Origin of the sequence: Cryobacterium sinapicolor, from assembly GCF_004403465.1 — a bacterium.
In the GTDB taxonomy this organism is placed as follows: domain Bacteria; phylum Actinomycetota; class Actinomycetes; order Actinomycetales; family Microbacteriaceae; genus Cryobacterium; species Cryobacterium sinapicolor.
On record NZ_SOGQ01000042.1, the window covers coordinates 1 to 25,194 of the forward strand.

At 67.4% G+C, this 25,194-nt stretch carries 28 protein-coding genes and 1 pseudogene; 14 read left to right on the plus strand and 15 right to left on the minus strand.

What is annotated here, in order from left to right; all coding sequences use genetic code 11:
- Together sufC and E3T28_RS08400 are read left to right on the plus strand one after the other, a co-directional pair.
- Positions 1-257, plus strand: a pseudogene (sufC, locus tag E3T28_RS08395) (Fe-S cluster assembly ATPase SufC); the annotation flags it as partial.
- A 4-nt stretch (positions 258-261) separates the two neighbouring features.
- Complete coding sequence (locus E3T28_RS08400; protein ID WP_134366452.1) at positions 262-591, plus strand: metal-sulfur cluster assembly factor; 330 nt, start codon at positions 262-264, stop codon at positions 589-591.
- A 90-nt stretch (positions 592-681) separates the two neighbouring features.
- On the opposite strand, the gene E3T28_RS08405 is transcribed toward E3T28_RS08400, so the two are convergent.
- Both E3T28_RS08405 and E3T28_RS08410 read right to left on the minus strand, forming a co-directional pair.
- On the minus strand, positions 682-915 hold the full coding sequence (locus E3T28_RS08405; protein ID WP_134429716.1) for a hypothetical protein: 234 nt from the start codon (positions 913-915) through the stop codon (positions 682-684).
- A 131-nt stretch (positions 916-1,046) separates the two neighbouring features.
- Positions 1,047-1,598 (minus strand): OsmC family protein, encoded by a 552-nt coding sequence (locus tag E3T28_RS08410; protein ID WP_134429718.1) that lies wholly within the window; start codon positions 1,596-1,598, stop codon positions 1,047-1,049.
- A 142-nt stretch (positions 1,599-1,740) separates the two neighbouring features.
- Here E3T28_RS08410 and E3T28_RS08415 point away from each other — a divergent pair, with 142 nt between their 5' ends.
- Both E3T28_RS08415 and E3T28_RS08420 read left to right on the plus strand, forming a co-directional pair.
- Positions 1,741-2,406 (plus strand): TetR/AcrR family transcriptional regulator, encoded by a 666-nt coding sequence (locus E3T28_RS08415; protein ID WP_134429720.1) that lies wholly within the window; start codon positions 1,741-1,743, stop codon positions 2,404-2,406.
- 62 nt (positions 2,407-2,468) lie between these two features.
- Entirely contained in the window at positions 2,469-4,067 is a 1,599-nt protein-coding gene (locus E3T28_RS08420; RefSeq protein WP_134429722.1) for an ABC-F family ATP-binding cassette domain-containing protein, read from the plus strand.
- A 79-nt stretch (positions 4,068-4,146) separates the two neighbouring features.
- Here the strand turns inward: E3T28_RS08420 and E3T28_RS08425 are convergent, their stop codons facing one another.
- Genes E3T28_RS08425 through E3T28_RS08435 form a run of 3 tightly spaced genes read right to left on the minus strand, consistent with a single transcriptional unit; the run spans position 4,147 to position 5,509 of the window.
- On the minus strand, positions 4,147-4,986 hold the full coding sequence (locus E3T28_RS08425; protein WP_134429724.1) for an SURF1 family cytochrome oxidase biogenesis protein: 840 nt from the start codon (positions 4,984-4,986) through the stop codon (positions 4,147-4,149).
- The gene (locus E3T28_RS08430) at positions 4,983-5,216 is read right to left on the minus strand and encodes a hypothetical protein (protein WP_134429726.1); all 234 of its coding nucleotides are present in this window, start codon (positions 5,214-5,216) and stop codon (positions 4,983-4,985) included. The genes E3T28_RS08425 and E3T28_RS08430 overlap by 4 nt, the downstream gene beginning before the upstream one ends.
- Complete coding sequence (locus E3T28_RS08435) at positions 5,213-5,509, minus strand: DUF3099 domain-containing protein (protein WP_134429728.1); 297 nt, start codon at positions 5,507-5,509, stop codon at positions 5,213-5,215. Before E3T28_RS08435 ends, E3T28_RS08430 begins: the two co-directional genes overlap by 4 nt.
- Before the next feature lie 139 nt (positions 5,510-5,648).
- Between E3T28_RS08435 and fabG the strand changes: the two genes are divergently transcribed.
- Positions 5,649-6,359 carry a 3-oxoacyl-ACP reductase FabG gene (gene fabG, locus E3T28_RS08440; RefSeq protein WP_134429730.1) on the plus strand — a complete coding sequence of 237 codons (711 nt, stop codon included), beginning with the start codon at positions 5,649-5,651 and terminating at the stop codon, positions 6,357-6,359.
- Here fabG and serB read toward each other — a convergent pair.
- On the minus strand, positions 6,356-7,003 hold the full coding sequence (gene serB, locus E3T28_RS08445; protein WP_134429732.1) for a phosphoserine phosphatase SerB: 648 nt from the start codon (positions 7,001-7,003) through the stop codon (positions 6,356-6,358). The genes fabG and serB overlap by 4 nt on opposite strands.
- On the minus strand, positions 7,000-8,244 hold the full coding sequence (locus E3T28_RS08450; protein WP_134429734.1) for a glucose-1-phosphate adenylyltransferase: 1,245 nt from the start codon (positions 8,242-8,244) through the stop codon (positions 7,000-7,002). The genes serB and E3T28_RS08450 overlap by 4 nt, the downstream gene beginning before the upstream one ends.
- 80 nt (positions 8,245-8,324) lie before the next feature.
- Between E3T28_RS08450 and glgA the strand changes: the two genes are divergently transcribed.
- The 3 genes from glgA to E3T28_RS08465 all read left to right on the plus strand — a co-directional run bounded on the left by glgA (position 8,325) and on the right by E3T28_RS08465 (position 10,784).
- On the plus strand, positions 8,325-9,506 hold the full coding sequence (gene glgA, locus E3T28_RS08455; RefSeq protein WP_134429736.1) for a glycogen synthase: 1,182 nt from the start codon (positions 8,325-8,327) through the stop codon (positions 9,504-9,506).
- A gap of 96 nt (positions 9,507-9,602) precedes the next feature.
- Positions 9,603-10,385, plus strand: coding sequence for an ABC transporter ATP-binding protein (locus E3T28_RS08460; protein WP_134429738.1), 783 nt, complete (start codon positions 9,603-9,605; stop codon positions 10,383-10,385).
- Between the two features lie 147 nt (positions 10,386-10,532).
- Positions 10,533-10,784 carry a type B 50S ribosomal protein L31 gene (locus E3T28_RS08465; protein WP_134429740.1) on the plus strand — a complete coding sequence of 84 codons (252 nt, stop codon included), beginning with the start codon at positions 10,533-10,535 and terminating at the stop codon, positions 10,782-10,784.
- Between the two features lie 137 nt (positions 10,785-10,921).
- Here the strand turns inward: E3T28_RS08465 and E3T28_RS08470 are convergent, their stop codons facing one another.
- Complete coding sequence (locus E3T28_RS08470) at positions 10,922-11,608, minus strand: 3'-5' exonuclease (protein ID WP_134429742.1); 687 nt, start codon at positions 11,606-11,608, stop codon at positions 10,922-10,924.
- An 83-nt stretch (positions 11,609-11,691) separates the two neighbouring features.
- Positions 11,692-13,389, minus strand: coding sequence for a maltose alpha-D-glucosyltransferase (gene treS / locus E3T28_RS08475; protein ID WP_134429744.1), 1,698 nt, complete (start codon positions 13,387-13,389; stop codon positions 11,692-11,694).
- A 63-nt stretch (positions 13,390-13,452) separates the two neighbouring features.
- Between treS and E3T28_RS08480 the strand changes: the two genes are divergently transcribed.
- On the plus strand, positions 13,453-14,352 hold the full coding sequence (locus E3T28_RS08480; RefSeq protein WP_134429746.1) for an alpha/beta fold hydrolase: 900 nt from the start codon (positions 13,453-13,455) through the stop codon (positions 14,350-14,352).
- Positions 14,349-15,422: a glycosyltransferase family 4 protein gene (locus tag E3T28_RS08485; protein WP_134429748.1), complete on the plus strand. Its 1,074-nt coding sequence runs from the start codon at positions 14,349-14,351 to the stop codon at positions 15,420-15,422. The genes E3T28_RS08480 and E3T28_RS08485 overlap by 4 nt, the downstream gene beginning before the upstream one ends.
- On the opposite strand, the gene E3T28_RS08490 is transcribed toward E3T28_RS08485, so the two are convergent.
- Together E3T28_RS08490 and E3T28_RS08495 are read right to left on the minus strand one after the other, a co-directional pair.
- Positions 15,410-16,009: a histidine phosphatase family protein gene (locus E3T28_RS08490; RefSeq protein WP_134429750.1), complete on the minus strand. Its 600-nt coding sequence runs from the start codon at positions 16,007-16,009 to the stop codon at positions 15,410-15,412. The genes E3T28_RS08485 and E3T28_RS08490 overlap by 13 nt on opposite strands.
- A 47-nt stretch (positions 16,010-16,056) precedes the next feature.
- A complete protein-coding gene (locus tag E3T28_RS08495; RefSeq protein ID WP_134429752.1) occupies positions 16,057-16,917 on the minus strand; it encodes a Sir2 family NAD-dependent protein deacetylase in 861 nt (286 codons plus the stop codon).
- A gap of 102 nt (positions 16,918-17,019) precedes the next feature.
- Here E3T28_RS08495 and E3T28_RS08500 point away from each other — a divergent pair, with 102 nt between their 5' ends.
- Positions 17,020-17,823: a TrmH family RNA methyltransferase gene (locus E3T28_RS08500; protein ID WP_134429841.1), complete on the plus strand. Its 804-nt coding sequence runs from the start codon at positions 17,020-17,022 to the stop codon at positions 17,821-17,823.
- A 26-nt stretch (positions 17,824-17,849) separates the two neighbouring features.
- Positions 17,850-19,082: a D-alanyl-D-alanine carboxypeptidase family protein gene (locus E3T28_RS08505; RefSeq protein WP_134429754.1), complete on the plus strand. Its 1,233-nt coding sequence runs from the start codon at positions 17,850-17,852 to the stop codon at positions 19,080-19,082.
- Positions 19,083-19,109: 27 nt separating this feature from the next.
- Here the strand turns inward: E3T28_RS08505 and E3T28_RS08510 are convergent, their stop codons facing one another.
- Positions 19,110-19,898, minus strand: coding sequence for an SGNH/GDSL hydrolase family protein (locus E3T28_RS08510; RefSeq protein ID WP_134429756.1), 789 nt, complete (start codon positions 19,896-19,898; stop codon positions 19,110-19,112).
- A gap of 55 nt (positions 19,899-19,953) precedes the next feature.
- Here E3T28_RS08510 and E3T28_RS08515 point away from each other — a divergent pair, with 55 nt between their 5' ends.
- On the plus strand, positions 19,954-21,768 hold the full coding sequence (locus E3T28_RS08515; RefSeq protein ID WP_134429758.1) for a DEAD/DEAH box helicase: 1,815 nt from the start codon (positions 19,954-19,956) through the stop codon (positions 21,766-21,768).
- Between the two features lie 67 nt (positions 21,769-21,835).
- Here the strand turns inward: E3T28_RS08515 and E3T28_RS08520 are convergent, their stop codons facing one another.
- The gene (locus tag E3T28_RS08520; protein WP_134429843.1) at positions 21,836-23,113 is read right to left on the minus strand and encodes a trans-sulfuration enzyme family protein; all 1,278 of its coding nucleotides are present in this window, start codon (positions 23,111-23,113) and stop codon (positions 21,836-21,838) included.
- A gap of 118 nt (positions 23,114-23,231) precedes the next feature.
- On the opposite strand from E3T28_RS08520, the gene E3T28_RS08525 reads away from it, so the two are divergent.
- On the plus strand, positions 23,232-23,711 hold the full coding sequence (locus E3T28_RS08525) for an Lrp/AsnC family transcriptional regulator (protein ID WP_134429760.1): 480 nt from the start codon (positions 23,232-23,234) through the stop codon (positions 23,709-23,711).
- A gap of 103 nt (positions 23,712-23,814) precedes the next feature.
- Here the strand turns inward: E3T28_RS08525 and cspE are convergent, their stop codons facing one another.
- Positions 23,815-24,018, minus strand: coding sequence for a transcription antiterminator/RNA stability regulator CspE (gene cspE, locus E3T28_RS08530; RefSeq protein ID WP_035840308.1), 204 nt, complete (start codon positions 24,016-24,018; stop codon positions 23,815-23,817).
- 247 nt (positions 24,019-24,265) lie between these two features.
- Positions 24,266-25,102 carry a DUF3097 domain-containing protein gene (locus E3T28_RS08535; protein WP_134429844.1) on the minus strand — a complete coding sequence of 279 codons (837 nt, stop codon included), beginning with the start codon at positions 25,100-25,102 and terminating at the stop codon, positions 24,266-24,268.
- Between the last annotated feature and the right edge of the window lie 92 nt (positions 25,103-25,194).

A 25,194-nucleotide genomic window follows, 5' to 3' on the forward strand; every position in this document is an offset into this window, starting at 1 on the left:
TGCTCGACGAGACCGACTCCGGCCTCGACGTCGACGCGCTCAAGATCGTGTCGGAGGGCGTGAACCGGGCCAAGGAGAATACCGGCCTGGGCCTGCTCCTGATCACGCATTACACCCGCATCCTGCGCTACATCAAGCCGGACTTCGTGCACGTCTTCGTCGACGGCCGCATCGCAGAGCAGGGCGGCCCCGAGCTCGCCGACCGCCTCGAAGACGAGGGCTACGATCGCTTTCTCACGGAATCGAACGTAGGCTAGATTCATGGTTTCCACGCTGACCCCGGCGCGTTTCGATGAAATCGAGGAGGCGCTCAAAGACGTCATGGACCCGGAACTCGGCATCAACGTCGTCGACCTCGGGCTCATCTACGACCTGGGCTGGGACGATGAGAACGATGCCCTGATCATCCACATGACCCTGACCTCGGCCGGCTGCCCGCTGACCGACGTGCTCGAGGAACAGACCGCCGAGGCGTTGGACGGCGTCGTCGACCAGTTCCGCATCAACTGGGTCTGGATGCCGCCGTGGGGTCCCGAGAAAATCACCGACGACGGTCGGGACATGATGAGGGCCCTCGGCTTCTCCATCTGATCCACGTGCCTCCCTGTGCCCACGAGAATGGGGCACCGGCCATCTGGCCGGTGCCCCATTCTCTGTTCCGGTCCGCGCTCCGCACCGGCGTCACTCGTCCGTCTTGGTGTCCGCAGCGCCCGTTTCCTCTGTGCCTGCCGAGGACGCCAGTTCGGACGGCTCCCAGTTCTCCAGGTTGATCAGGGACGGGTGCGGCCCGACATCGGTCTCGCCCTCCTCGAACATGTCACCCACCGGGCTGGTGGATTCCTGTTTCTCGTCAGGCTCGTCCTGCGGGGGCCCGCTCTGGTTCGCTGGGGGTGGTGTGGCTGAATTCCTGTCCATCGTCGACCTCCTCGCAATCGCGCAGCGACCGCTGCGGCTGCAACCGACGGTAGGCCTCAGCCCTCCCCGCCGCTAGATCGGGAACCCATTTGGTTCCCGCGGCTCGACCGACGGCCGGTGGAAGGTATCGGCTAGGCCTTCGTGACGGTGACGGTCACCGGGGTGGGGTTCGCAAACAGGTCGAGCACGGGGCAGTGCGCGTCGACGGTGGCCCGGAGCTCCTGGTAACGCTCATCCCGTTCCGGACCGCTGAGGGTGATGTTCAAGCGGATCGCGGAGAAGCCGGCCCGCACGTCCTCGTCGAGGCCGAACAGCTTCCGCACGTCGAGGTCCCCTTCCGCGACGATGTCGATCTCGTCGACCTGGATACCGAGCGCCTGGGCGTAGAGGCGATAGACGACTACCTGGCACGAGAGCAAGGCGCCGAGCGCGATCTCCACGGGGCTGGCCGCGCCGTCGTCACCGGCGAGGGCGCCGGGTTCGTCCACGAGGAAGACGTGTCTGCCGGCCGTGACGCGGGTCGCGACCGACCCCTCTCCCGTGGCCGTGACCCGGTAGATGAGTTGCGCCTTCGTGGCGTCAGCCCGGATGCGTTCAGTCCAGGAGATTCCGGCGGCGGTGAGGCGGCCGGCCCGATCGTCGGCCAGGGGGGAGAGGGAGGCAGGCGGCTGCAAGAGTGTCATGCCGTAACCATAGAAGCCGAGTGCGGCTTGGATGCCCCGCCTGGTCACACAACGTCATGGAGGCCGGCCGGCGGGATGCCACCCGGATTGGCTCAGGCCTATTAGAATGCCATTACAGTGAGTGGAATGCTATTCTAAGTTTATGGTTGAAGTCCTGATAAATGCGAAATCCCGGCGTGAAGCGCAGACGCTGGAGACCCGTACCCTGATCGTCCGCGCCGCGCTGCGCCTGATGCTTCAGCGTGGGTACATGTGCACCACTCTCGGGGCCATTGCCACCGAGGCAGGCGTGGCGGTGCAGACAATCTACAACTCGGTGGGCGGTAAGTCCGCCGTCCTCTCCGCCGTGCTCGACCTCGCGGCCGCACACCCCGGAGAAGCGGATGCCCATCCTGCACCACTGCGCAACCGGGTCGCCGAGGCGCGCACGGCCGCTGAGATCGTCCGAATCCTGACCGATTGGATCGCCGACCTGAACGTGCTGACGTCCGGGGTGCACCGGGTGATCGCCCAGGCGGCCGGCGTCGACGCGGACATCGCCGAGTTGGAGACCCGGCGGTCCGCCCAACGACTCATCCAGTTCGGAGAGGTGGCGTCCGCGCTGCGCTCACGCCACAGTCTGCGCGGCGGAGTCAGCGACCACGAGGCGGCGGCAACGGTCTGGGCGCTCGGGCATCCGCAGGCGTACAGATCTCTGGTGCTCGACCTCGGCTGGTCCGATGATGCCTACCGGAGCTGGCTGGGGAAGGCGCTCCGGGGGGCGCTTTCGCTTCCCGGCGCACTCGGAGACGCAGGCGATCAAATATAGTGGAGAGTTGGTCCGCTTCGGCCCAAAAAAAATCCTACGACTCCCCTGAACGGACTGTTGCTGTGCTGAGTGTGCAAAATCTCGAAATCCGAGTTGGGGCGCGCGTGCTCATGGAAGACGTGAGTTTCCGCGTTTCCGCTGGCGACAAGATCGGCCTGGTCGGCCGCAACGGTGCCGGCAAGACGACGCTGACGAAGACCCTCGCAGGCGAGACTGTTCCAACCAACGGTTCCATCAACCGCACCGGTGACATCGGCTACCTGCCCCAGGACCCCCGCTCGGGCGACCCGGAGATGCTCGCCCGCACCCGCATCCTGGATGCGCGCGGCCTCGGCACGATCTCGCTGGGACTCGCCCAGGCCGGCGTCGACATGGGCAGTGACGACCCCAAGGTCAGCGCCAAGGCCATGCGCATCTACGGTAATCTCACCGACGAGTTCAACGCGCTCGGCGGCTATGCGGCCGAGGCGGAAGCCGCGTCGATCGCCAGCAACCTGAACCTCCCCGACCGCATCCTCGACCAGCAGTTACGCACACTGTCCGGTGGACAGCGCCGCCGTATCGAGCTCGCCCGCATCCTGTTCTCGGCGGCGGAAACGATGATCCTCGATGAGCCCACGAACCACCTCGACGCTGACTCCGTGGTCTGGCTGCGGGAGTTCGTCAAGAATTATCGCGGCGGTTGCATCATCATCAGCCACGACATCGAGCTGGTCGGTGACACCGTGAACCGTGTGTTCTACCTCGACGCCAACCGCATGGTCATCGACATCTACAACATGAACTGGAAGAACTACCAGAGGCAGCGCGTCGCCGACGCGGACCGTCGCAAGAAGGAGCGCGCCAACGCCGAGAAGAAGGCGTCGACTCTGCAACTGCAGGCCGCGAAGTTCGGCGCCAAGGCGAGCAAGGCCGCCGCCGCCCACCAGATGGTGGCGCGCGCCGAGAAGCTCCTGTCTGGACTGGACGCCGTGCGGGCAGTCGATCGCGTCGCCAAGCTGCGCTTCCCCGAGCCGGCTCCCTGTGGACGTACCCCGCTGATGGCCACCGACCTCTCGAAGAGCTACGGCTCTCTCGAGATCTTCGCGGCCGTGGACCTGGCCATCGACCGCGGCTCGAAGGTCGTCATTCTCGGCCTCAACGGTGCGGGCAAGACCACCCTGCTGCGCATGCTGGCCGGCGTGGACAAGCCGGACACCGGAGAGATCGTTCCCGGCCACGGCTTGCGGATCGGCTACTACGCGCAGGAGCACGAGACGATCGATGTCAAGCGCAGTGTGCTCGAGAACATGGTGTCCTCCTCGCCCAACATCACCGAGATGGAGGCGCGCCGGGTTCTGGGCTCGTTCCTTTTCACCGGTGACGACTCGCACAAGCCGGCCGGGGTCCTGTCCGGTGGCGAGAAGACCCGGCTGGCCCTGGCCATGATCGTGGTGTCCGGTGCCAACGTGCTGCTGCTCGACGAACCGACTAACAACCTCGACCCGGCCAGCCGCGAGGAGATCCTCGACGCCCTGGCGCACTACGCCGGCGCTGTCGTTCTCGTCAGCCACGATGAGGGGGCCGTCGAGGCGCTCAACCCCGAGCGTGTGCTGATCATGCCCGACGGCACAGAGGACCATTGGAACAAGGACTATCTCGATCTGATCATGCTGGCCTGATCACCCTCGCGGACACGACACGAAAGACGCCCGTACCTGCTGGTCCGGGCGCTTTCGTCTGTCTGCGGCTGCGTGGCGATCAGCGGCGGTCGATGAGTTCGTCTTCGATCTCCGAATCACTGCGCGGTCTGGCCGCCAGACGGCGGGCCCGCTCGGCAGCGCGAACGCGCTCGTCCGGATCGTCGAAATTCACGGTGCGGTATTCCTGCCGGATGGCCCAGCCGAGACCGACGAAGCCCATCAGTGCGAACACGAACCACTGGAACGCGTAGGACAGGTGCGGTCCCTCGTCCTTGACGGGGCGGGTGACGGCCACGGGGCGTTCGTCTGGTGCCGGGTCCTCCGACGCCATCAGGCCGTACGCGCCGGTGTACGTCGGGAGATCCAGCCGGGAGGCAACGTCGTCCAGGTTGATGGTGGCGATCTGATTGCCCGTGGCCGACCGGCCGGGCAGTAGGGGCTCACCGGCTTTGAGCCGGGCGACGACGGTGACGGTACCCGAGGGGGCAGCCGGAACGGATGCCGGGGCGTCGGCTGTCTGCCCCGTTGGCAGCCAGCCCCGGTTGACGATGAAGACCGAGCCATCGGCGAGCAGCAGGGGAGTGAGAACCTCGAATCCCGGGTTGATCTGCAGCGGGCGATTTCGCACGATCAGCTCATCGTTGGTCAGATATGTGCCGCTCATGACAACGGGCAGCCACTTCTGGGCCTCGGAGAACGTCTCCAGACCCGGTAGGGCCTCGGCCAGCGGAACCGGTGCCGCCGCGTAGTTGGTCTCGACCTTGCCCATCTCGGTGAGAGCGTCGGCGCGGCGCGCGAGTTGCCACAGGCCCAGACCGGAGCAGACGGCTGCGAAGAGGATGGTGAGGGCAAGGTACCCCGCCCAGCGCCGGGTGAACGCGAATTTCCAACCGATCACGCCGGTCCTGCTTCCGATTTCGTAACCAGCGGGGACACGGCCAGCGGGAAGTCTCGGCTGACCAGGAAGCCGCGGAGGAAGTCCACGTGCAGGTCGCAGGCGAGCCAGGTCTTCACGCGGTCGTCAGCATGAATTCGGGGATTGCGCCAGTCCAACCGCCAGCCGGCGCTCTCACGGCAGCCGGCGCGAGAGCAGTTCGTCGTTTCGAGTTCGGCGCCGAGGCCGATCACGTTCCGCTCTCATCGTTGCCCGGTCCGCGGCGCGGCGCACGGGACACCTGTACGGCGCCCGGGCGAACGACCGTGGAGGCCACGGCGCTGCCCTGCACATTCGCGAAGACGACCGCGACATAGGGGAGGGCGATCGCTCCGATGGCGCAGACGAGAAGCCACCAGCCCTGGACGAAGAGCATGAGCACGATGCAGACCATCCGGATGCCCATGGCGATCGAGTATTTGATCATCCGGGTACGTCGCTCATCCTCGGGCGAGGGTGGGAGCGAGGTGATCGACTGCTGCTTCATGGGTGCCATCGATTCGGTCAGTCGGGGAAGAATCTCCCTGTAAATTCTACGTCTCGTGAGGGCTGAACTCAGACACCCTAAACTGAAATATACGTGCGTGCGACTGTTCGTTCGCTGAGAAAAAGAGATTGGACCCAGCATGACGACTGGCAGAACTGTCCTTGTCACCGGCGGAAACCGCGGCATCGGATTTTCGATTGCCGAGGAGTTCATCCGGCAGGGCCACCGTGTCGCGGTCACCGCCCGCGCAGGTGTTGGCCCCACCGGTAGCCTGACCGTGCGCGCCGATGTGACGGACGCCGCATCCATCGACGCAGCGTTCACCGAGATCGAGGCTGCGCTCGGCCCGGTCGAGGTTGTGGTCGCCAACGCGGGTATCACCCGGGACATGCTGTTGATGCGGATGAGTGAGGACGACTTCACCTCGGTCGTCGACACCAACCTGAACGGCGCCTTCCGAGTCGTGAAACGCGCCTCCAAGGGGATGCTCAAAGCACGGTTCGGGCGCATCGTGTTGATTTCCAGCGTGGTCGGCCTCTACGGCTCGGCCGGGCAGGCCAATTACTCGGCGTCGAAGAGCGGCCTGGTCGGCCTGGCCCGCTCGGTGACCCGTGAGCTGGGCGCCCGAGGCATCACGGCCAACGTCGTCGCCCCCGGCTTCATCGAAACCGATATGACCGCCAAGCTCTCCGAATCACAGCAGGCCGATTACAAGAAGAGCATCCCGGCGGGACGCTTCGCCACCCCGGTCGAGGTGGCCCGGGTCGTCACCTGGCTTGCCGGCGACGACGCCGGGTACATCTCCGGCGCCGTCATCCCCGTGGACGGGGGTCTGGGGATGGGACACTAACCGCGCAGGCCGAGCATCGGGAGGACCTGGCTGAGGTCGCGGGCATCGACGGCCAGGTCCGCCTGGGCCTTCACGATCGGCTTCGCGTTGAAGGCGATCCCCAACCCGGCAGCCCGCATCATGGTCAGGTCGTTGGCGCCGTCGCCGACGGCGACGGTCTGGGGGAGAGCCACGCCTTCGAGGGCAGCCCATTCCCGGAGCGCTGCGGCCTTGGCCGCGGCGTCGATGATGGGTCCGACCAGGCCGCCGGTGAGGCGGCCGTCCGCCACCCCGAGCCGGTTCGCCCGCCAGTGGTCCAGACCGAAGGCGGCGGCAAGGGGGTCGAGCACCTCATGGAAGCCTCCCGAGACCACCCCGATGCGGCTGCCGTGGGCGTGGAGGCCATCGATCAGCTCCCGCACCCCGGGGGTCGGACGGATGAGCCGCCCGACCTCCGCGAACACGTCCGTGGACAATCCGGCCAGGGTCTCCACCCGCAATCGCAGGCTTTCCGCGAAGTCGATCTCACCGAGCATTGCCTGCTCGGTCACCTGGGCGACGAGGGCCAGCGAGCCGGCCGCATCCGCGAGCAACTCGATGACCTCGTCTTCGATCAGGGTGGAATCGGCGTCCAGGACGACGAGGAAACGAACGGGTGCGGTCACGGGTGGACGTGCACTCCCTTGCCGACCACGGTGATGCCGGACTCGGTCACGCTGAAGCCCCGCGCGAGGTCCCGCTCGCGATCGACGCCGACTTCCGCTCCGGCGGCGACAACCACGTCTTTGTCCAGGATCGCCCGACGCACGGTCGCTCCCGGCTTGATCTGCACCCGGTCGAAGACGATCGCGTCCACCACCTGGGCGCCGGAGTCGATGGCGACCCAGGGACCGAGAACGCTGCGTTCGATGTGCGCTCCCGAGATGACGCAGCCGAGGGAGACGATCGAGTCGATCATCGTCCCCAGGAAGCCCCGTCCGTCGCGAACGAACTTCGCCGGCGGGGAGTTCAGCTGCTGGCTGAAGATCGGCCACTTCTGGTTGTAGAGGTTGAACACGGGCAGCGCGCTGATCAGGTCCTGGTGCGCCTCGAAGAACGAGTCGATGGTACCGACGTCGCGCCAGTAGTCCCGGTCACGGTCCGTGGAGCCGGGGACGTCATTGAGCTTGAGGTCGTAGACGCCGGCCTCGCCGCGGGACACGAAGTCGGGGATGATGTCGCCGCCCATGTCGTGGCTGGAATCGGCGCGTTCACCGTCGCGGAGAACGGCCTCGATCAGCGCGTCCGTGTTGAAAACGTAGTTTCCCATGGAGGCGAAGACCTCGTGCGGGGCATCGGCCAGGCCGACGGCGTCCTTCGGCTTCTCGCGGAAATCACTGATGCGGTCCGGCGTCGCCGCATCGACCTCGATGACGCCGAACTGGTCGGCCAGGCCGATCGGCTGACGGATTGCCGCGACGGTCGCGGCGGCTCCGGAGGCGATGTGGGCCTCGATCATCTGGCTGAAGTCCATCCGATACACGTGGTCGGCTCCGACGACGACGACGATGTCGGGCTTCTCGTCATGGATCAGGTTGAGGCTCTGCAGGATCGCGTCGGCGGAACCACTGAACCAGCGTTTGCCGAGCCGCTGCTGTGCAGGCACCGATGCGATATAAGAGTTGAACAGGCCGCCGGAAACGTGCCACGTCTGGGAGACGTGACGGTCGAGGCTGTGCGACTTGTACTGGGTGAGCACCACAAGCTGGGTGAGTCCGGAGTTGATCAGATTCGACAAAGCGAAGTCGATCAACCGGTAATGACCCCCGAAGGGCACCGCCGGTTTCGCACGGTCCTCCGTCAACGGCATGAGCCGTTTTCCTTCTCCGCCGGCGAGCACGATTCCGAAGATCTTCTTTGACTGCATGTCTTTACAGTAGGGCCATTCATCACGTCGATCCAGCACGGATGGGTGTGTCCGTGGCCTGCCTGCGCTAGCTTTGCCTCATGCGAGTGGATCTATTGACAAAGGAATACCCCCCGGAGATTTACGGCGGGGCAGGCGTACATGTGGCGGAGCTTGTGAAGGCCCTCCGCACCGACATCGACGTCTCGGTGCGGTGCTTCGGCGCGCCCCGCGAAGCCGTCGACACCTACACCTACGAGGCGCCGACGGAGCTGGCCGACGCGAATGCGACGCTGGCCACGCTCGGTGTCGACCTTCAAATGGCACAGGACGTGCAGGGTGCCGACATCGTGCACTCGCACACCTGGTACGCCAACGGGGCCGGCCACCTCGCGAAGCTGCTGCACGGGGTCCCGCACGTGGTGACCGCGCACAGCCTTGAGCCGCTCCGCCCCTGGAAGGCCGAGCAGCTCGGCGGGGGCTACCGTGTCTCCAGCTGGATCGAGCGCACCGCCTTCGAAGCGGCGGATGCCGTCATCGCCGTCAGCGGCGGAATGCGCCGTGACATCCTCCGCAGCTACCCGGCGCTGGACGCGTCGCGGGTGCACGTCGTCTACAACGGCATCGACCTCGAGCGGTGGAAGCCCACCGTCGACCTGGACACCGTGCGGGCCCTGGGCATCGACCCGGACCGCCCGGCCGTGGTCTTCGTGGGCCGCATCACCAGGCAGAAGGGACTGCCCTACCTGCTTCGCGCCGCAGCCCTGCTGCCGCCGGAGGTTCAACTGGTGCTCTGCGCAGGAGCCCCCGACACCCCGGGCATCCTGGCGGAGGTCACGGCCGGGGTCGAGGCCCTCCAGCGCGAACGTTCCGGCGTGGTGTGGATCGACCGGCTCCTCTCGCAGCACGACCTGTCCGCGGTACTCACCGCCGGCACCGTCTTCGTCTGCCCGTCGGTGTACGAACCTCTCGGCATCGTCAACCTGGAGGCCATGGCCTGCGGACTGCCGGTCGTCGGAACGGCTACCGGAGGCATCCCCGAGGTCGTCGCCGACGGGGTGACCGGCCGGCTCGTGCCGATCGACCAGGCCACCGACGGAACCGGAACCCCCATCGACGCGGACCTCTTCGTCGCCGACCTGACGCGCACCCTGATCGAGGTCCTCGCCGACCCCGCCAAGGCCGCGGAGATGGGCAGGGCCGGCCGGGTCAGGGCCGAGCAGATGTTCAGCTGGACCCAGATCGCCACCCGCACCCGGGAGATCTACGCCTCGCTGCTCTGAATCAGGGTCTGAATAACCGCCCAAACGGGTGCCGCAGGAATGCGCGGCACCCGTTTCGCGTGTCGGTCGCTCTGCCTCGGCAGATAACATGGTCGTATGGTCAACGTTCTCCAATTCACCGGCGTCTCCGTCGTCCGGGATGGCACCCCCATTCTCGACTCAGTGAATTGGAGTGTTGATGACGACCAGCGCTGGGTCATCCTGGGTCCGAACGGCGCCGGCAAGACCACACTGCTGCAGATCGCCGCCGCGCTCATTCACCCGTCCAGCGGGAGTGCCGTGGTTCTCGACGAACCGATCGGACGCACCGACCTGTTCGAGCTGCGGCCGCGGATCGGGTTCGCCTCCACGGCGATGGCGCGCCGGGTCCCCGCGAACGAGAAGGTCCTCGACGTCGTGATGACGGCCGCGTACTCGGTCACCGGTCGCTGGACCGAGGAATACGAGGCCATCGACGAGCGACGCGCCCAGCGGGTGCTGGGGGAGTGGAAGCTCGACACGCTGGCCGGTCGCAAGTTCGGCACGCTGAGCGACGGCGAGCAGAAGCGGGTGCAGATCGCCCGGTCGATCATGACCGACCCTGAGGTCCTGCTCCTGGACGAACCGGCCGCCAGCCTCGACCTCGGCGCGCGGGAGGAACTGCTGCAGCTCCTCGGCGGGTACGCCAGCGAGTCCGGGTCTCCGGCGATCATCATGGTCACCCACCACGTTGAGGAAATCCCGCTCGGGTTCACCCACGTGCTGCTTCTGTCCGGCGGCCGCGTCGTCAGTGCCGGACCCATCGGCGAGGCTTTGACCGCGGAGTCACTGACCGAGACGTTCGGCCTGTCGATCGAGTTGAGCGAGACCGACGGACGTTTCAGCGCCCGCGCGATCTGACCCTGCCGGATGGCAGTCACCGCCACCGGATTCTGCTAAACTCCATAGTCGGTCCTTGGACCGCACATCTTTTCTGCCGCACCGGGCGAGTCTGAACTCGCTAATCGAAGCGCAACTCACCAATCGAACAGCAATAAGGAAGTCTTCATGAAGTCTGACATTCACCCCACGTACGCTCCCGTGGTTTTCCGCGACCTCGCGTCGGGTGCGACGTTCCTTACCCGTTCGACGGTCTCCAGCCCCAAGACCATCGAGTGGACCGACGGAACCACGTACCCGGTCATCGACGTTGAAATCTCGTCGGAATCGCACCCGTTCTACACCGGCAAGCAGCGGATCATGGACTCCGCCGGCCGCGTCGAGAAGTTCAACTCCCGTTACAAAGGCTTCGGCAAGTAACCCCGCCGCACTCTGCAGCACCCTGTTCAAGACAGGGCGATAACACAGGGCGACCAGCTTCGGCTGGCCGCCCTGTGTTTTTGGGGTTCAGCGCAGGTCGGCGGGATCGGAGGCGTTGTCGTGCGGGTGGCCCCGGGTCAGCGCTCCGGCCAGCCGCCGGCCGCGACGAACTCCGGGTCGCGTTCGCGCCGCATGTAGGTCTGGAAGCTTTCCGCCTGCTGGAGGGACCACTGCGCCTGCAGCACGTGCAGCTCACCGACGGTGACCGGCAGGGCCTTCTCGTGCGCCCGGGCGATGGCCTGGGCGACCCGGCCGGCGGCGATCGCATCAGCACCGGAGTCGTGCGCGTCGTCGAGCCGGACCCCGTAGAACGCACTGGTCACTTCGAGGGTGCGCTTGCCCTTGCGGTACCGGTCGACGGCCTTGTCGATCACCAGCGGGTCGACCACCGGCGACGGTGACACCAGTGGTGCGACCCCGTAGCGGATCGACTCGCGGTTGAGCAGGGTGAGGTCGTAGGGGGCGTTGTATGCCACCAGAGGCAGACCCCGGGCGAGGTGCTTGCGGATCGTGGCGACGATCTCGGCTACGCCGTCGGCGGCGCCCCGGCCGTTTTGGGCGGCGTGCTCGGTCGTGATGCCGTGCACGTTGGTCGCCTGTGCCGGGATCTCGATGCCGGGATCGAGGAGCCAGTCCACGCGCTCGAGCACCTCCCCGGTCACATCGATGATCGCGACGGTGGCCGACACGATGCGGCTCGTCTCCACGTCGATGCCGGTCGTCTCGAGGTCGAAAACGGCGAGGTTGTCACTCCAGTTGCTCATGGGGAAAGCCTAGGGCCGACCACCGTCATCCTCGGGCACCCGGGGGCCCGGGACGTGGGCCGACGATCCGCCGTGACCGACGTTCAGCCGCAATGCAGCCAGTAGAAGCTCTGCGCTCCCAGGGTCAGGGTCAGCGTGCCCTCGGCGTCAAAGCTGGGGAACACCGACCCGCCGAAGACGTCGTAGAGGCGGAGGCCGGACAGCGACGGGTCTTCGATCCGGCAGGCGATCGGGTTGTGGGAGAAACTGAAGACGCACAGCACAGTCTCCGGCTGATCGCCGAAACTCGTGCCCGATCCGGCGTATTCGCGGGTGAAGGCGAGCACCGATTCGTGGTCGGTCGCTAAGACCCGGAGAGCGCCGAGCCCGAAGACCGGATGATTCTTGCGCACGTGGATCACGTTGCGCACCCAGTGCAGCAGCGAACTGGACTGCGCCAGGTTCGACTCCACGTTCGTCTGGGTGTAATTGAAGACCAGGGACTGCACGACCGGCAGGAAAAGCTTTCCGGGGTCCGCAGCCGAGAATCCGGCGTTCCGGTCCGGTGTCCATTGCATGGGCGTGCGGGAGCTGTCCCGGTCGGGCAGCCAGATGTTGTCGCCCATGCCGATCTCGTCCCCGTAGTAGAGAAACGGGCTGCCGGGCAGCGCGAAGAGCAGGGCGTTGGCCAGTTCGAGTTCCGACCGCGAATTGTCCAGCAGGGGCGCGAGGCGACGGCGGATGCCGACGTTCGCCCGCATCCGTGGATCGTACGCATACCAGCCGTACATCGCCTGGCGGTACTCCTCGCTCACCATCTCGAGCGTCAGCTCGTCGTGGTTGCGGAGGAAGACGGCCCACCCGGCCGCAGCGGGGATGTCGGTCGTTTCCGAAAGCACCCGCACGAGTTCATCGGCCCGTTGGGAGCGTAGTGAGTAGAAGATGCGGGGCATGACCGGGAAGTCGAAGGCCATGTGGCACTCGGGTTCGGATTCGGAGCCGAAGTAGGCTGCCACCTCGCGGGGCCACTGGTTCGCCTCGGCGATCAGGACCCGGCCGGGATAGTCGCGGTCCACCAGCGTTCGCAGCTTTCGGACGAACTCGTGGGTGGGCGGCTCGCCCTCGCCGTTGCCCTCGTCGGACTCGTACAGGTAGGGGACGGCATCGAGCCGGAAACCGTCGACGCCCAGGTCGAGCCAGAACCGCACGACCTCGAAGATGGCCTCGTGCACCTGCGGGTTGTCGTAGTTGAGGTCCGGCTGGTGCGAGAAGAACCGGTGGAAATAGAACTGGCGCCGTTCGGAGTCGAAGGCCCAGTTCGAGTCCTCCGTGTCGGTGAAGATGATGCGGATGTCCGGGTACTTCTCGTCCGTGTCGCTCCACACGTAGTAGTCGCCGTAGGGCCCCTCCGGGTGCTCCCGGGACTGCTGGAACCAGTCGTGTTGGTCCGAGGTGTGGTTCAGCGGCAGGTCGATGATGATGCGCATATTGCGTTCGTGCGCCTTGGTCACCAGCTCCTTGAACAACTCGAGGGTACCGAACTCGGGCAGGATCGAACGGTAGTCGGTGACGTCGTAGCCGCCGTCCTTGAGCGGCGATCGGAAGAACGGCGGAGTCCAGAGCGCGTCGATGCCGAGCCACTGCAGGTAATCCAGTTTGGAGATGAGTCCGGCGAGGTCACCGGTCCCATCTCCGTTGCTGTCCACGAAGGAGCGCACCATCACCTCGTAGAACACGGCGCGCCGGTACCAGCGCGGATCCAGGGTGAGGCCCGGAAGCTGGATCGGGGCGGTGAAGCTCATTGCGTTCCTTCCGGCCCGTGGGGCGTCGAGTGCTCAACCGTCGGCCGCCCTAAACTTGGGATGATGAATGTTCCTTCGCCCTACGACGCACTGCTCGCCCAGATCCCTGTGAGGGTCCGGGACGTCCCGGTGCTGGGCAGCGTAACGCGGTATTGGGAGTACGGCGATCCGGCCGCGAGCACGACCGTCGTCATGGTGCACGGATTCCGCGGCGACCACCACGGCCTGGAGCCCGTGGTCGCCCAGCTCCGCGGATTCCGGATGATCTCACCGGACCTCCCCGGCTTCGGAGAGTCCGGGGTACTCCGGGGCGACCGGCACGACATCGCGGGCTACGGCCGGTGGCTGGCGGAGTTCGTGGCGGCGCTGGGTCTGACCGGCCGCGTGGTGGTGCTCGGGCACTCGTTCGGGTCGATCATCGTCGCCGCCTCCGTGGCGGGAGGCCTGCACGCCGACGACGTGGTTCTGGTGAACCCCATCGCCGCGCCCGCCCTGGCCGGGCCGCGCGGCATCCTGACCCGCCTGGCCGTGTTCTACTACTGGGCGGCCGCGCGCCTGCCGGAGCGGCTCGGCTTCGCCCTGCTGCGCAACCGGGTGATCGTGCGGGTGATGAGCGTGACCATGGCCAAGACGGGGGATCCCGGGCTGCGCCGGTGGATCCACAACCAGCACGACCGCTACTTCTCCGCCTTCGCGGACCGCAGGGTCGTGCTGGAGGCCTTCACCGCATCGGTCGGCTCCGACGTCAGCGAGTACGCCGGCCGCATCCCGCAGCGCACGCTGCTGATCGCGGCGGAGAAAGACGACATCACGCCTGTCGCAGCCCAGCACCGGCTGCAGAAGCTGTTCCCCGATGCCACCCTGCAGGTGATCCCCGATGTGGGACACCTGATCCACTACGAGGTCCCCGCCCAGGCGGCCGACGCCCTGCGTCGCTTCCTCGGCGAGGCGGTGACGACATGAGAATCGTCTTCGACTGCCGGTACACCCGGTTCGACCGGCATGACGGCATCAGCCGGTACACGACCGGGCTGGTCACGGAGCTGGGCAAGCTCCACCCTGTCACCATGCTGATCAACGACCACCGGCAGCTCGAGCTGCTTCCCGACCTGCCCTGGCAGCTCGTCAGCGCGCCCACCAGCATCCGGGAACCGTTCATCGCCCGGCAGATCAACCAGCTGAAGCCCGACGTCGTGTTCACCCCGATGCAGACGATGGGCTCCTGGGGCCGGCGTTACCGCCTGCTCCTGACCGTGCACGACCTGATCTACTATCGCAACCGCACCCCGCCGCGGGACCTGCCCGCCCTGGTGCGTCTCGCCTGGCGGTTGTACCACCTGTCGTGGTGGCCGCAACGGATGCTGCTGAACCGGGCCGACGGGGTCGTGACCGTCTCCGAGACCACCCGGAACCTGATCCGGGACAACCGTCTGACGCGGCGGCCGGTCACGGTCATCCACAACGCCGCCGACACGCTGTCGACGCCGCCCGCCGGTCGTCCCCACCCGGAGACGAGTCGCCTGGTCTACATGGGCTCCTTCATGCCGTACAAGAATGTGGACACCCTCGTGCGTGCCGCCGCGGAGCTAACGGGGTACGAGCTGCACTTGATGAGCCGGGTGAGCGAGCCCGAACGGGAGCGCCTGGCCGCCCTGGCGCCGCAGGCGACGCTGGTGTTCCACAACGGAGTCACCGACGAGGACTACGTTCGGGTGCTGCGATCGGCGACCGCGCTGGTCACGGCGTCCCTGGACGAGGGCTTCGGCATCCCCCTGGTCGAGGCGATGAGCCTCGGAATCCCCGTCGTGGTGAGCGACATCCCGATCTTCCGCGAGATCGGCGGCGACGCGGCCCTGTACTTCGACCCGGCCAGCACCGATGCGCTCGTCGCGGCGGTGCGGAGGCTGGGCGCGGGGGAGTGGGCGGCGCGTTCCACGGCATCCGTGGGCGAGGCGGAACGATTCACCTGGCGGGATTCGGCCCAGCGGCTGCTGGAACTGCTTACCGCTGCGGAGCCGGTTCAGCCGGTGTAATGCGTGTTCTCGGCCCGGCCGCGGAGGGTGGCGTCGAAATGTGTCAGCTCGAGCCGGCCGTCCCGCCAGACGAAGTCGTGCACCGACCCGTTCGCGATGAGTTCGTTCTGGCGCGGCCGTTCGCCGGCCGTGCTGTGGCGCAGCAGGGTACCGATCACCCCGCCGTGGCAGACGACCAGCACTGACTGGTCGGGTCGCGCGGCGGCCAGCAGCCCGAAGGCAGGCAGCACCCGGTCGAGCACCTCCTGGCGCGTCTCGAGGCCGGGAACGGAGACGCCGTTGGGAAAGCGGAGCTGCCTCTCGGCGAACGTCAGTCCCTCGATCTGGCCGTGATGCCGCTCGGTGAGCTCCGGGATGACCTCCGGTCTCGGCAGTCCGAGCTCGCCGGCGATGATCCGGGCCGTCTCGTGGGCACGGTCGAGCGGGCTCGTGACGATCGTGTCCCAGTTCCGGGAGCGCAACCGCAGGCCTGCCTCAGCGGCCTGCGCCCGGCCGGTCGAGTTGAGGGGGATGTCCGTGCTGCCCTGGATCCGGGTGTGCAGGTTCCACTCGGTCTGTCCGTGTCGCACGATCGAAAGTCTGGTCATCCTGCCGTTTCCGTTGTCGCCGGGGGTGGTGGTCGAAAAGGTCTGATTCACGCCGGTGTCCCGGCGAGACGGTCGGCCAGCCCCGTCAGGGACTCCGACGTGCCGGCTTCCAGTTTGATCAGAGCCCGGCCGTCCCCCTTGGTCTCGCCACGGTTGATGACGACGATCGGAAGTTTGCGGCGCCGGGCCTGTTCCAGCAGACGGATACCCGAGTTCACGAACAGGGACGATCCGGCGATGATCAGGGCCTCCGCACCGGAGACGAGCGCCGTGGCCTCGGTGAACTTCACCGTCGGCACCAGCTCACCGAAGAAGACGACGTTGGGCTTGAGCATGCCGCCGCAGACCGTGCAGTCTGGGATCGTGAAACCGTCGACGTCGGACACGTCGGCATCGCCGTCGGGGGCGGTGCGCACGTCATCCGGTGTCATCAGGGTCGGGTTGGCCGCTTCGAGGCGTGCGGCGACGCTGTCGCGGCCGTACGCCTGACCGCAGTCCAGGCAGACGACGAGGTCCAGCGACCCGTGCAGGTCCACGACGTGCCGTGACCCGGCCCGGGTGTGCAGGCCGTCCACATTCTGCGTGATGACGCCGCTGATCAGACCGGCGTGCTCCAGCCGGGCCAGGGCGCGGTGCCCGTCGTTGGGCTCCGCGGAGCGGAACCGGTGCCAGCCGAGGTGGCTGCCGGCCCAGTAGCGTTTGCGGGCGCGCTCGTCGCCGACGAAGGTCAGGTAGTTCATCGGGGTGCGCACGGGGGCACCCTTCCCGCGGTAGTCGGGAATGCCCGAATCGGTGCTCAGACCGGCTCCGGTCAAGACCGCGGTGTGGCGGCCGCGGAGTAGCTCGGCCACGGCGTCCAGCGCGTCGGCGGCGCCGCCGACGGCGACCGGAAGCGTTTCGGTGGTCATGCAGCTCCATCCTGTGTACACCGAGTCTAAACTCGCGAGTTTTCGACTTGGAGACGTTCCTGGCAGGCTGGACGGATCATCTCCGTGAAAGGCGCCCCCGCTGTGCAGATCGTTCCCATCGAAAACCTTGACCTGCCTGGTCTCGCCGACTTTTCGCGACTGACGGATGTCGCGCTCCGCCGCGTCTCCGAACCCGCCGGCGGGCTGTACATCGCCGAGTCCAGCAAGGTCATCACCCGGGCCCTCGCCGCCGGCCACCGCCCGCGGTCCGTGCTGCTGCAGGAGCAGTGGCTGCCCGACGTGCTGCCGCTGCTCGCGGACTGGCCGGACGTGCCCGTGTACGTCGGCGCAGCATCCGTGCTCGAACGGCTCACCGGCTACAACCTGCACCGCGGTGCGCTGGCGGCGATGCACCGCCCGGACCTGGCTTCGGTGCACGAGGTGATCAAGGATGCGCGGCGCATCGTGATCCTCGAGGACATCGTGGACCACACCAACGTCGGCGCCATCTTCCGTTCGGTCGCCGGACTCGGCGCAGACGCCGTGTTGATCACGCCCCGCTGCGCCGACCCGCTGTACCGACGCAGCGTGCGGGTGAGCATGGGCACGGTGCTGCAGGTGCCGTGGACCCGGCTGCCGGAATGGAACGAGGCCGCCCCGATGCTTCACGACGCCGGTTTCCACCTCGCGGCCCTCGCGCTGGCGGACGACGCCGTCAGCCTCGACCGGTTCGCCGGGAACACGCCGGAACGCCTGGCCCTGATCCTCGGCGCCGAGGGCGACGGCCTCAGCACCCAGGCTCTCGCTGCCGCCGACACCGTCGTGACGATCCCCATGCTGCACGGAGTCGACTCGCTCAACGTGGCCTCGGCCAGCGCGGTGGCGCTGTACGCTCTGCGCGTCTGAACACGAGCGCTTGATAGAGTCGTCGGATGCCCCTGACCCGACGCCAAACGTTCCTCCGCCGTCGGATCGCCGTCGTGGCGGCTCTGGCTCTCACCCTCGGTGGTGTCGGCTATCTGGCCGGCACGGGGCTGGCGCCGGTTCCGGCCGCGGCGGTCGAGCTGATCGAACCGGCGACGCTCACCCAGCCGGCCGCCGAGCTGGTCTGGCCGGATGACGGCGCGGGCTCCATCGGCGCCGTCGGCTACCCGGGACTGCTCGGGTCCACCGGCGATCAGGGGTCCATGCCGATCGCTAGTATCACGAAGATGGTCACCGCGCTCGTGCTGCTCGAAGAGAAGCCCCTGAACGGCAAGGAACCCGGCCCGGACATCCGATTCACCGACGACGACGTCGACATCTACTACGACGTACTGGCCGAGGACGGTTCGGTCGCGCCCGTGTCCGCCGGCATGGTGCTCAGCCAGCGGGAGGCCTTCGAGGCCATGCTCCTGCCCTCCGCGAACAACTACAGCATCTCCCTGGCCATCTGGGCGTTCGGCTCCGTGGACGCCTACCTGGCTGAGGCCGAAGCTTGGCTGACCGACAACGGCCTGACCGACACAACGGTGGCGGACACCAGCGGGTTGTCGCCGGCCAGCGTGAGCAGCCCCGCCGACCTGGTAAGGCTCGGCAAACTCGTTCTGGCCGATCCCGTCCTGGCCGAGATCGTGTCCATGGAGACCTCCGACCTGCCCATCATCGGCACGGTCAGCAACACCAACAAGCTCCTCGGCTCCAACGGTGTCACCGGGATGAAGACCGGAACCACGGATGAGGCCGGCGCCTGTCTGCTGTACTCGGCCGAGTTCTCGGTCGGCGGCGAGACCATCACCGTGGTCGGCGTCATGCTCGGCGGCGACACGCACAGTGCGCTGAACGCGTCGATCGTGGACCTGCTCGACAGCGTCGAGCCCGGCTTCCGCGAGGTCAACCTGGCCGACAAGGGCACCGCCTACGCGTCCTACGGTACCCAGTGGGGGCAGACGAGCCGGGCGGTCGCCGCAGAGGGGGCATCCGCCGTGGTCTGGTCGGACACGCCGATCACCGCTGTTCCCTCGGCGCGACCGGTCACCCTGGGGAAGGTCGGCGACTCGGCCGGCGCGATCGACTTCCAGGTGGGGGAGAGCACGGTGAGCGTGCCGCTGGTGCTCGACGGTGAGCTCACCGACCCGGGGCCCGCCTGGCGGTTCACACACCCGGGCGAGCTGGCTGCCGGCTAAACGCAACTCGGATCGGGCGGGCCGGCCCTAGCGCCGGGGCTGGCTGAACGGCCCGGCGTCGGGGCGCTTGGGCAGCATATTGTCGCCGGAGGACTGGTGCCGGATTCGGCGCAGCGCCCAGGGCAGCAGGTACTCCCGCGCCCACTGCATGTCCTCCGTGCGAGCCTCCCGGAAGGTGCGACCCGGCGCGGGTTCGGGTTTCTGCGGTTCGAGTGCATTGGGAACGTCGAGCACGGACAGCACCATCCGGGCGACGGTGTGGTGGCCGAGCGCGTTCAGGTGCAGCCGGTCCTGAGACCACATACGGGCATCCTGGATCTCGGTCAGCGACCAGAGGTCGGCGACGACACAGTCGTATTTCGTCGCGACCGCGCGCAGGTTCTCGTTGTAGATGGCGATCTTGCCTCGGATCCCGCGGAACATGGGGGAGAAGCCCACATCGGCGCCCGTGAACAGGACGATGGTGGCGTTGTCGCGGCTGAGCCGGCTGATCTCCTTCTCGACCTGGGCGGCGATCAGGTCGGGGTCGGAACCCGGTCGGAGCACGTCGTTTCCGCCCCCGGAGAAGGTGATCAGGTCCGGATGCAGCGCGAGCGCCGTGTCCACTTGCCCTTCGCTGATCTGGTGTATCAGCTTGCCGCGCACGGCGAGGTTCGCGTAGGCGAAGTCCGGCGTGCCCTGGCTGAGCACCTCGGCGAACCGGTCCGACCAGCCCCGGTTCCCACCCGGGCTCGTCGGCTCCGGATCACCCAGACCCTCGGTGAAGGAGTCGCCGAGGGCGACATAGCGGGACCACGGATGCATCGGCGTCGTCATTACTCCATTCTCCCCCGCACCACAGCCGTCCGTTCAACGGGTAAGTTCTTATGAAGTGAATACTCCACCCCCTTTCGGTCCTGCCCAGGGGACGAGTGCAGCCGAGCACCTTTCACCCTCGTTTCCGGAGCGTGCCGCGTGGGGTACTGCCGGCAAGCTGCGGGCGTGGCAGGCCGAGGCGCTGGAAGCGTACTTCGTGCACCAGCCGCGGGATTTCCTCGCCGCTGCAACCCCGGGCGCCGGCAAGACCACGTTCGCCCTGCGGCTCGCCGCCGAGCTGAAGGCCCGCCGGTTGATCGACAGCATCACGGTTGTCGCACCCACCGAGCACCTCAAGCGCCAGTGGGCGGATGCCGCTGCTCGGGCGGGCATCCGGCTGGACCCGAACTTCAAGAACGCCAACGGCCGCTACGGCAACCACTACCACGGCATCGCCGTCACCTACGCCCAGGTGGCCAGCCGGGCGGCCCTGCACCGGCAACTCACCCAGTCCAGCCGCACCCTGGTGATCCTGGACGAGGTGCACCACGGCGGGGACGCGCTGAGCTGGGGCGACGCGATCCGGGAGGCCTTCGAGCCGGCCACCCGCCGCCTCTCGCTCACCGGCACCCCGTTCCGTTCGGACACCTCACCGATCCCGTTCGTGAGCTACCTGCCGGACGAGCACGGCATCCGTCTGTCCCAGAGCGACTACAGCTACGGTTATGGCCGCGCACTCGAAGACGGTGTCGTGCGCCCGGTGATGTTCATGGTCTACGCCGGCCACATGAAGTGGCGCACCCGCGCCGGCGACGAGATGGAGGCCAAACTCGGCGAGGGGAACACCAAGGACATCACCTCCCAGGCGTGGCGCACCGCCCTGGAACCCACCGGGCAGTGGATCCCCGCGGTTCTTCGCGCGGCCGACTCGCGTCTCACCCAGGTGCGCCACGGCATCCCGGATGCCGGTGGCCTCGTCATCGCCACCGACCAGACCATGGCGCGGGCCTACGCGGCCATCCTGCAGGAGATCTCGGGGGAGTCGGTGACCGTCGTGCTCTCCGACGAGAAGGAGTCGAGCGACCGGATCGACGAATTCGCGCACAACACCTCGCGTTGGATGGTCGCGGTGCGGATGGTCTCGGAGGGAGTCGACGTGCCGCGCCTCGCCGTGGGTGTCTACGCGACCAGCGCCTCCACGCCGCTCTTCTTCGCGCAGGCCATCGGCCGGTTCGTGCGGGCCCGCCGCCGCGGCGAGACGGCGTCGATCTTCCTGCCCAATGTGCCCAGCCTGCTCAGCCTGGCGAACGCGCTCGAACTGGAACGCGACCACGCCCTCGACCGGAGCAACCGCGATGACGGCGACGACGGCATGTACAACCCCGAAGACGCCATGGTCGCCGACGCCAACAAGTCGGAGAAGGCCTCCGACGACCTCGGCGAGGAGTTCACCTGGCAGGCCATCGACTCCCAGGCCACCTTCGACATGGTGATGTTCAACGGCGACGAGTTCGGCGAACTGGCGGAACCGGGCACCGACGAGGAATTCGACTTCATCGGCATCCCCGGGCTGCTCGAGCCGGAGCAGGTCTCCGAACTGCTGCGGCAGCGCCAGCACCGGCAGGCCAAACGCTCCACCGACCGTCGCAAGGACCCGATCACGGGCGAGGTCGCTCCGGTGGAACCGCCGCCGCTGTATCGCACCCTCAAGGAGCAACGAACCCTGCTGGCGAGCCTGGTGGGAATGTGGTCGAAGCTCGCCGGTGAGCCCCACGGCATGGTGCACGCCGAACTGCGGCGGGAGTGCGGCGGCCCCGCGGTGGCGCAGGCCAGCGTCACGCAGCTGCAGAACCGGATCGACCTGCTCCGCCGCCGGCTCGGCCGCAGCTGACCGGCGAGAGTGCCCGTTCCGGTCGAGAGTGACCCGCGCAACGGCCACTCTCGATCGGAACGGGCACTCAGGCGACGGCCTGCCGGGGCTCGCCGGCCGCGCCGTCCATTGCCGCGTTCGACCCGACATCCATGGCCACGTCCAGGGCCGTGAGGATGTCGGCGAGCAGGTCGTCGACGTGCTCGAGGCCGATCGAGAGCCGCACGATCCCGGCGCCGGGCCGGGCGCCGGCCTCGACCGGGCGGTGGGTCAGCGATGCCGGATGCTGCACGAGCGAGTCGACGCCGCCGAGGGAGACGGCATGCGTGATCAGCGCGCAGGCCTCCGTGAACCGCACGGCCGTCTCGAAGCCGCCCGCGAGCTCGAGGGCGATGATCGAACCGGCCCCGCTCGCCTGGCGGCCCAGGAGCCGCTGCGGGTCCTGCCCGGGCAGCCCCGGGTACAGCACCCGGGTCAGGGCGGGATGGCCTACAAGGCCCTCCGCGACCATGCCGGCCGTGGCCTGCTGGGCGCGCACCCGTACCGGCAGGGTGCGTAGCCCCCGATGCAGCAGATACGCCGCGAACGGATGCAGGATCCCCCCGGTCAGGGCCCGAACCTGCCGCAGGCGGACCATCCATTGCTCGGTGCCAGAGACCGTACCGCCCATCACGTCCCCGTGGCCGCCCAGGAACTTGGTCGCACTGTGCAGCACCAGGGTGGCGCCCGATTCGACCGGGCGCTGCAGCACAGGGGTGGCGAACGTGTTGTCGACCAGAACCGGTACGCCGCCGGCCGCCGCGACCACGGCCCGGATGTCGGTCAGTGCCAGAGTCGGGTTGGCGGGGGACTCCAGGATGACCAGCCCCGTGTTCGGCCGGATCGCGTCGGCGACCCCGTCGGCGTCGACCCAGGTCACGCTCGTGCCGAGCAGCCCGGTGGCGAGCACATGGTCGGTTCCGCCGTAGATCGGCCGAAGCGCCACCACGTGGGGCGTGCCGGCGGCGACGGATGCGATCAGCACGGCCGCCAGTGCGGCCATTCCGCTCGCGAAGGCGACGGTTCCCCCGGTGCCTTCCAGCGCGGAGAGCGCCGTTTCGAAGCGGGCGACCCCGGGCTGCCAGAGCCGCTGGTACACCGCGGAGTCACCGTCACGGATCGTTCCTCCGGTGGCCAGGTTCTCGTAGGAGTCGCCACCGCATTCGACACCGGCCAGCGGATTCGTCGTGGAGAGGTCGATCACGGGCACGTGCGACCCGGAAGCGGTCACCCCGGCCATCCCGCCGTGGACGGCGACGGTATCAGGGTGTAGGGCAGGCGCCCGCTGAATCGGTTCGTGCTGTGGCAGCGGTGGCAGCAGTGGCATCGGTGGCGTCATGCACAGACAAAAGCAGATTCTGTGGCGCGACGCAATCCATGGTGCAGACCCTTCCGAATCAGCGGTTGCTTTCGCATAAACTGCTCACGGAAGAAAGAGTGTGGCAATGGAACCGAAGAAAACCGAAATCGACCGGGTCGACCGGGCGCTCCTGCGAGCACTGTCCGTCAACGCCCGCGCCTCCGGAGCGGCGCTGGCCGCGGAGATCGGCGTCGCCGAGTCGACCGTGTCTCTGCGGCTGCGCCGCCTGCAGCAGCTGGGACACATTCGCGGCTATCGTGCGAACATCGACCTCGCCGCGCTGGGCGCGTCCCTGCAGGCGCTGATCTCGGTTCGCCTGGTCAAGCACGCTCGCGTGCAGATCGACGAGTTCCGGGCGGCGGCGCCGCACTGGCCCGGGGTGATCGGCCTGTTCCACACCGCCGGCGCCGACGATTACCTGCTGCACGTGGCCGCGGCCGACGCGTCGGACCTGCGCGATTTCGTCCTGCAGCACCTGGCGGAGCATCCGGCGGTGGCACACACCGAGACCAACCTCATCTTCGAGTACGTCGACGGTGACGGCTGGCAGGACCTGGTCAAATAGTTCGCTTAACGCAGACAGCGCCCCTGCCGAAGCAGGGGCGCTGTCGAAGCTCGTGAGCTACGCGGCTCGGAAAGCCGCCTCGCTGGTTGAGCAGTTGCGCAATTTAGAGGGCGCGGATGTTCTCGGCCTGAGGACCCTTCGGGCCCTGGGTTACCTCGAACTCGACCTTCTGGTTCTCGTCGAGCGACTTGTAGCCGTTCGAAGCGATCGCGGAGTAGTGCGCGAACACGTCGGCGCTTCCGTCGTCGGGAGCGATGAAGCCGAAGCCCTTTTCAGCGTTGAACCATTTCACGGTACCTGTTGCCATTATGAAACTCCTCCAGGAGTGTTAGAAAGGCCCCGACTTTCGAGGCCGTTCGTCGCGGTATTCGTCGTCCGCTTCCGAAAGGAATACGCCGCGGTGACCGGAGTCTCCGCGTTTTAAGACGTGCAAGCACTACAACTACTGAGATAACCCTAGCCCACATCGCCGTGGTGCGTCCGGATTCGGCGGCAATTCGGTTCCAAAGTGTTACGTATATTGCAGGTGATGATCCAATCCGGGTGCACCTGCACTACTCGGTCGTGACAAAGTCGATCAGTTGCTCCACCCGGCCCAGCAACTGCGGCTCCAGGTCGGCGAAGGTGCGCACCCGGCCCAGGATCCGCTGCCAGGCCCGGGCGATGTCGGCCTGGTCCTCATGGGGCCAGCCGAGGGCCTCACAGATCCCGTGCTTCCATTCGACGCTTCGCGCAATCGCAGGCCACTCGGTGAGTCCGAGGCGGTTCGGCTTCACGGACTGCCACACGTCGATGTACGGATGCCCGACCACGAGCACATTCCGGCCGTGCGGACCGCGCGCCACGGCTTCCGCGATCCGGCTCTCCTTCGATCCGCGCACCAGATGATCGACCAGCACCCCGACCCGGCGGGTCGGTCCCGGGCGGAATTCCTTGAGGAGCTCCTCGAGGTTGTCGACGCCCTCGATGAATTCGACGACGACCCCCTCGATCCGCAGGTCGGCTCCCCAGACCTTTTCGACGAGTTCGGCGTCGTGCCGGCCCTCGACGAAGATGCGGCTGGCACGGGCCACCCGAGCCGGGGCATCCCGCACCGCCATCGATCCCGACGCGGTACGGGCGCGGCCCTGCGACGCAGCCCGGGCCGGGACGACGAGCACCACCGGTTCGCCGTCGATCAGGAATCCGCCGCCGAGCGGGAACAGGCGCAGTTTGCCGTGGCGGTCCTCCAGGGTGACGATCTTCTTCTCGATTCGCACCACGGCGCCACAGAAACCGGTCGCGACCTCTTCGACGACCAGGTCCGGCGTGGCCTCCCGGGTCGGAATCACCGTCCGGCCGGCGTCGCGCCAGCCGGGGGAGAGCACGTCCGCGCTGTACCGATCCTGCATGTTCCGTTCGTTCATTATCGGTTTCCTCGCTCCTGCGCCTCGCCGACGCCGGAATCGACGCTAGCGGATGCCCGGTTCGGGCGCCGCTCCCA